Origin of the sequence: Pantoea sp. sgz302252 (genome assembly GCF_047713085.1) — a bacterium.
Taxonomy (GTDB): Bacteria; Pseudomonadota; Gammaproteobacteria; order Enterobacterales; family Enterobacteriaceae; genus Scandinavium.
This window is the reverse complement of the sequence record NZ_JBLFJW010000064.1, coordinates 1-6,213: the sequence shown is the minus strand read 5'-3', so window position 1 is coordinate 6,213 and position 6,213 is coordinate 1. Positions and strand designations below refer to the sequence as shown.

Annotated in this window: 4 protein-coding genes and 4 pseudogenes; all 8 read right to left on the bottom strand. The window is 42.6% G+C overall.

Features of this window, described 5'->3' with window-relative positions:
- Positions 1-944: pseudogene (locus tag ACLW56_RS24705) on the bottom strand (hypothetical protein); the annotation flags it as partial.
- A 1-nt stretch (position 945) separates the two neighbouring features.
- Positions 946-1,230 (bottom strand): hypothetical protein, encoded by a 285-nt coding sequence (locus ACLW56_RS24700; protein ID WP_330986259.1) that lies wholly within the window; start codon positions 1,228-1,230, stop codon positions 946-948.
- A 53-nt stretch (positions 1,231-1,283) separates the two neighbouring features.
- Positions 1,284-1,552: pseudogene (locus ACLW56_RS24695) on the bottom strand (type VI secretion system tip protein VgrG); the annotation flags it as partial.
- A gap of 62 nt (positions 1,553-1,614) precedes the next feature.
- Positions 1,615-1,913 (bottom strand): annotated as a pseudogene (locus ACLW56_RS24690) (type VI secretion system PAAR protein).
- 3 nt (positions 1,914-1,916) lie between these two features.
- Positions 1,917-2,870, bottom strand: coding sequence for a hypothetical protein (locus tag ACLW56_RS24685; RefSeq protein ID WP_330986258.1), 954 nt, complete (start codon positions 2,868-2,870; stop codon positions 1,917-1,919).
- A 275-nt stretch (positions 2,871-3,145) separates the two neighbouring features.
- Entirely contained in the window at positions 3,146-4,150 is a 1,005-nt protein-coding gene (locus ACLW56_RS24680; RefSeq protein WP_330986257.1) for a hypothetical protein, read from the bottom strand.
- 160 nt (positions 4,151-4,310) lie between these two features.
- On the bottom strand, positions 4,311-5,267 hold the full coding sequence (locus ACLW56_RS24675; RefSeq protein ID WP_330986256.1) for a hypothetical protein: 957 nt from the start codon (positions 5,265-5,267) through the stop codon (positions 4,311-4,313).
- Positions 5,268-5,353: 86 nt separating this feature from the next.
- Positions 5,354-6,213, bottom strand: a pseudogene (locus ACLW56_RS24670) (hypothetical protein); the annotation flags it as partial.

Below are 6,213 nucleotides of genomic sequence, written 5' to 3'. Positions count from 1 at the left end.
AGGCCGAAGAAATGACACGGCCCCTTTTCCACATCGGTGTATTGATAAGCATAGGAGATGCCTAATTCCACCGGTGCCACAGTACAACTGAAAACGGAATACTGCCTCGTACTGTTCTCGTTTTCAGGATCGGGGGCAAAGTAGGTATTTATTCTGTCGAGCAGACTGTCTATCCTGCTCAACTGCTCCAGCGCGCCATTACGGCAACGCCTGCTGACCTCCTGTTTATACTCCTCGCTGAACTCAGTATTGCAAACTTTGACACCGAAACTGACATTCAGCATCGTTTTATTGATGAACTCAAACTCGGCCGTCTGATCCTGCCACCCTGAACGTAGCTGATTATTATTCTTAGGTTTTGTATTCTCCATGGTCTGTCGTGATTTTATCTGCTCATCACGGCGTTCTTTCACCGTGCGCTTGCGCCGGGTGGACGTTAGCTCATAACTCAACCCGGTGGTAAAACGAATCTCAAGGGTGGGATAGACGTCGATTTCTGCATAGGTACCACACTCATAACAGCTGTCAACGATAACGCTGTAATGCGCTGGTTCATCAAAAATATCTTTTGGTGACGTAATCGAGCTCAGATACCTCCACGGTGTCTGAAAAATATCCGTTATCTCCAGCCTGCTGGCTTCTCCTTTATAACTCAGTGTAACATTATTCGGAGTGCCATCAGCTTTCAGCGCAATCTTTGTATTTCCTGCTCTTTCTTCCAGCGTGGCTTTGTGCTGTTCCTGATGATCGCACTGGCTGGTGACAGTGATGGTCCCTTTTGCCCCCTCTCCGTCGTCAAGTAAATCAAAATGCACCCGGCCTTCTTTTGACCAGTGGTGATTTTCTTTATTGCCCGGGAAATCAGTCGCGACGTCCAGAATGCAGGGGTCAGGAATGTCGCATTCGGCGCACGCTTTTCCGGCAGTTGTTGAAGGTGATGCCATATTATAATCCTTTATCTGTTGTCAGTTCCTGCACCCGGCGGTATCCAGGCTGCGCAGTGTCGCCCAGTACCTCCAGCCAGTTATCAGGTATATCCTGCGTATCGTGAATGTTTTCATTAAGCAATAATCTAATCATCTGTCTGACCGAGTTATCATCGGTAATGTCATATGCCTGACAGAACAGAAAATACTCCTCCGCAAGATGACTCACTGATATTGTGCTGTCAGTTATATTCTGCTTTATAAATCCGGCAAGCTCATGAAGGTAATTTGTCTGAGCCTGCATGTTCAACTTCTCATATTGTCTTCGCGTAAATCGTAAGAGGGAGGCCTCTTTAGATAGTCGTAAATTTCATACTGTTCATACTGACCATTCAGGTTTTCTGCGCTGTGGTCGTAGCTGCCCGGCCAGTCCGGCACTTTGAAGGTGTAGTCCTGGCTCACCACGGAGGAGGGCCCGACGCTGGCCTCATAGCGAAAAACGCTGATGCATTCCGGATGGATATCTGAAGTCGAGAAGAACAGGCCCACAGCCGCGACAGAAACACCAGGTCGCTTTCCCCGTACTGCACGCAGAATTCCCGGGCAGGATGCGGGTCATAACAAAGTGACTATTTGCAGGCCGGGAGTCCTGAAGACCTGATATCAATTGATTCAGGTCTTCAGCTATCTAGCCAATATTTACCGTTCCATCGCCGAAGACAATGCCACCGCAGTCAATACTGTCGCTGCTGCGTGCTGCAGGCATCCCGTCGATAAAAACCGTCCCTGCACCCGAAGAAATTTTACGGGGATGTGGCGGATGCTCCGGTTTGTCGTGTGGCGTGAGCGCCCCCCCAGACGCGCTGAGGGTAAATTATCGATCAAAACCGTCGGAGAACCGGAAATAATGACTGTTTCATAGTAGCCATCATGCTGGGTTTCTTTGTCATTTAATTTTCTACTATGAGTATAATGCCCTCCTTTCATAGATTAAATCACTGGGACGAACTTCCCGTTTATTAGTGAAAAAATGGGAGCGTAATAATTCATTGCTTTATTACCATTACTATTAATAAAATAATACGTTAATGGTGAATATGTCGGCTTTGATTTATTATACATCTGTATCATCCTCCCTTTATTCATTACTCGAATAGAGAAATCGTTCCAGTTAATTGGCATAATATTCATACCGGCCCCTTCTATTTTTTCCTCTGGAAAAAGAGATAATAGGATTTCATCTTCAGCCTCGCCAGTGGTGGTCGACCAAATATGCAGAGCCGAACTATAGTAACTCTTTAATCTGGCCCGATCATGACCGTTAATGATGGTAGCCATCTCATTATATGCTGATTTTAATTTTTGAATTTGCTCAGTGCTGTTATCGAATGGTTCAGCGTCAACCCATGACCATTTAGGAATACCAGTAAGATGTACTTTCATCGAAAATTTGTAAAGCTCCATCCCCTGAGGAAAGTAATATGCATCGAAATAGTCAGGATCTATGTGACCTGGTAAAGCTTGTTCTGCTATTATTTTCCTTAGGATAATAGCATGATTGTTACTTTGAACAACCTCCGGCACCCCCTCTTTATTTACAACTACTTTCATTGACGATAAAATTTTTTTGTTTTGACCATTAAACTCAACCAAATCAATTTTACATGTAGCCTTTGGATCATACTTCCTTCGCTCTTCAATAGTTAATTTCTTCTCGGAGAACCACCCCAATGATCCAACCTCAATACTAATTTCATTATCCCCATTTTCCATCATCATTAAAGAGTTTGTACTGGAAACCCCTCCACCTTGGCCTCGCCAGGCAGATTTTCTATTATTAAACCCAATTACATCATTAGTCTTTATTTCGCAAAAAACACTCTGAATGTCGAATAGACTTCTGATTTTTTTATTTTCGTCGTCAGCTTTTGTACTGTTTGACATAATTAACCCCATTAACGCCATCAAAATCATTAGATTACACTTCATTTTAACCCTACCCATCACCTCAAACTAACGATTATTCCATTTAGGATTTGAACCCATAGCCCACGGTTCAACATAAATAGCTGGCGAGATTTTAGGGGGTGGCAGTAGGCGTGCCTTACCATATAAATTGATCCGCAATATTGAATCAGTAGTTTTAGATGGGTCTAACATGCTGAGTTCCTTTTTTATTTAATTTTGTGGCTAAGGGCATAACTACCTCTTTGTATGCATTATATCACCGGAACAAATTTGCCATTGATTAATGAGAAGATTGGGGCGTAGCTAGCCATATGCTCCTCACCATTCTCGTCTATATATCTGAATGTCAAAGGTGAGTAAGTTGGCTTTGATTTATTATACATTCTGATCATGCGTCTTTTATTCATCACAATGACATCATAATCCTCCCATTTTATCGGGAGAATAGTTATCTTTTTTTCCTCAATTTCTTCCTTGGTAAAATGTGAAAATAAAATGTCACTTCTGCTTTCACCTGTGGTTTTAGACCATGCATCTAATGCAATATCATTAACCCCCTCTAATCTCACTCGATCATGGTTATTAATCGCCTCAGCAAACTCGTTATAAGCAACTTTTAATTTCTGAATTTGAATATCGCTCCCGGTAAATTCTTCAGCTTTAACCCAGGCCCAATCAGGAAGATCACTTACCGTTATCTTTTGTACAAACTGATAAACTTCCATATCTTTAGGGTAGTAATATTCACTGAAATAATCAGGATCTATATGCCCCGCAACAACCTGCTGCGTAATGATTTTCGACCGTATTATAGGGTGCACATCGTCTGGCGATGCCACAGGCTCTCCCTGAGAATTGATGTGCACTTTAATTGATGAAAGGGTCTTTTTATTATTCTCTTTATCAAAGTTGACGACATCCAGGCTACAGCCCGACTCTTTTCCAAACCGTCTCTGTTCTGTCAGTGTCTTGACCTTAGGAGAAAACCATCCTAAAGCCCCAATCTCAAGACTAATTTCATTTTCACCATTCTCCATCAACAACAATGAGTTCGTGCTGGAGATGCCTCCACCCCGACCGTGAAAAGCAGAGTCCCGGTTATCAAACCCTGTGACACCATTAGTTTTTATGTCGCAGAACGCCTGCTCGATATTGAACAGGGTTCTGATTTTTACAGGGTGTTCACTGGCAAAAGTTGTTGCAGTCATAATTACCACGGCAAATGCCATTATTAATGGCAGCGGTTTGCATCTCATAAGCACTCCTTGTCCTCAGAAATAAAAAGTATATGACCTTTATATACTCTGACTATCTTACGACCGATACTCGCTACAACCTATGTTGCTTTCGTTCCGCACCGCAGGAATGCTAAACAGGTGATTTCGCGGACAATGGCATATAGGTATTATTTTATAGTTATATTACTGGGACATATTTCCCATTAATTAACGAAAAGATCGGAGCATAGCAGTCCATATGTTTCCCACCATTGCCATCACGGTATTTAAATGTTAATGGTGAGTATGTGGCGTCTGATTTATTATACATCTGCACCATACGTCCTTTGTTCATCACAATAACATCATAATCTTCCCACTTTATCGGCAGAATTGTGATTTTCATTTCTTCAATATCCTCTTTTGGGTAAAGTGAAAAAAAAATATCTTCTCTGCTCTCACCAGTAGTTTTCGACCATGCATCTAATGCGATATCATTAACCCGCTCTAATTCCTTTCGATCATGGCTATTAATTGCTTCAGCAAAATCATTATAAGCAGCCTTTAACTTCTGAAGTTGGACAGCACTCCCGGTATACTTCTCTGAATTTACCCAAGCCCATTCAGGGAGACCACTTACCGTGACCTTTTGAACAAACTGGTAAACTTCCATGCCTTTCGGATAATAATACTCACTGAAATAACCAGGATCTATATGTCCTGATATTATCTGCTGTGCAATGATTTTTGACCGTATGACTGGATGTACATCGTCTGGCGATGCCACAGGCTCTCCCTGAGAGTTAATGTGCACTTTAATTGATGAAATAGTCTGTTTATTATTCTCTTTATCAAAGTTGACGACATCCAGGCTACAGCCCGACTCTTTTCCAAACCGTCTCCGTTCTGCCAGTGTCTTGACCTCAGGAGAAAACCATCCTAAAGCCCCAATCTCAAGACTAATTTCATTTTCACCATTCTCCATCAACAACAATGAGTTCGTGCTTGAGATGCCTCCACCCCGACCGTGAAAAGCAGAGTCCCGGTTATCAAATCCTGTTACACCGTTGGTTTTAATGTCACAGAACGCCTGCTCAATATTGAACAGAGTTCTTATTTTTACATGCGTTTCACTGGCAAAGGTTGTTACTGTCATAATTACTCCGGTCAGTATCATTATTAAAACTAGAAATTTATATCTCATAAACACTCCTTGTTCCCAGGCATAAAAACAGATTAATTTCATTTATTCCAGTTAGGATTAGATCCCATCGCCCAAGGTTCGTGTACAGCTGGAGAGTCAACTGGGATCTGTAACACCTTCTCCTTACCGTATAAATTAACTCGTAGCGCCGACTCTCCTTTAGTCAGCGGTTTGCACAATTGCCACTCTTTTTCTGTACCGTTCTGTTGTTGAGGAGATGTTTCATTTTCCATTTTCCCATTTCTGTGTCGCACATCAACACTAAACTTAAAATGTCCTTTCACTCCGTCATGGCATAACACTAAATCCAGCCCATACTCATGCGGATCCGGTTGAAAACAGGCTTTGGCATCTATTGACCCCTCTGCCTGTGCTTTGAGTTCAACCACAAAAACCTCAGCTTCAAATGTGGCGCTCACCACTCCTTTAAGCCCTAAATAAAGCGAACTTTCATCGCCAAGATTGAACGTCCATTCGTCATTTTTTTTGCTGTAGGCTGCCCCAAAATTCAGGTTCACACCGGGTTCTATTTCTATATAACATTCCACACTCGTGCCATGTTTTCTCAGATAATCACGGCATTTCGCTACCAGCGAATCTATTTTACAGTACGCACAGATAAACTGAATAATATCAAATTTCAAAGATGCCTTCAGAAATGGACTGCCGTATAGGCCGAAGAAATGACACGGCCCCTTTTCCACATCGGTGTATTGATAAGCATAGGAGATGCCTAATTCCACCGGTGCCACAGTACAACTGAAAACGGAATACTGCCTCGTACTGTTCTCGTTTTCAGGATCGGGGGCAAAGTAGGTATTTATTCTGTCGAGCAGACTGTCTATCCTGCTCAACTGCTCCAGCGCGCCATTACGGCAACGCCTGCTGACCTCCTGTT

Coding starts and splice junctions, on each gene's coding strand:
- ACLW56_RS24700 (WP_330986259.1), bottom strand. CDS start 1,230: ATGCAGGCTCAGACAAATTACCTTCATGAGCTTGCCGGATTTATAAAG.
- ACLW56_RS24675 (WP_330986256.1), bottom strand. CDS start 5,267: ATGACAGTAACAACCTTTGCCAGTGAAACGCATGTAAAAATAAGAACT.
- ACLW56_RS24680 (WP_330986257.1), bottom strand. CDS start 4,150: ATGAGATGCAAACCGCTGCCATTAATAATGGCATTTGCCGTGGTAATT.
- ACLW56_RS24685 (WP_330986258.1), bottom strand. CDS start 2,870: ATGTCAAACAGTACAAAAGCTGACGACGAAAATAAAAAAATCAGAAGT.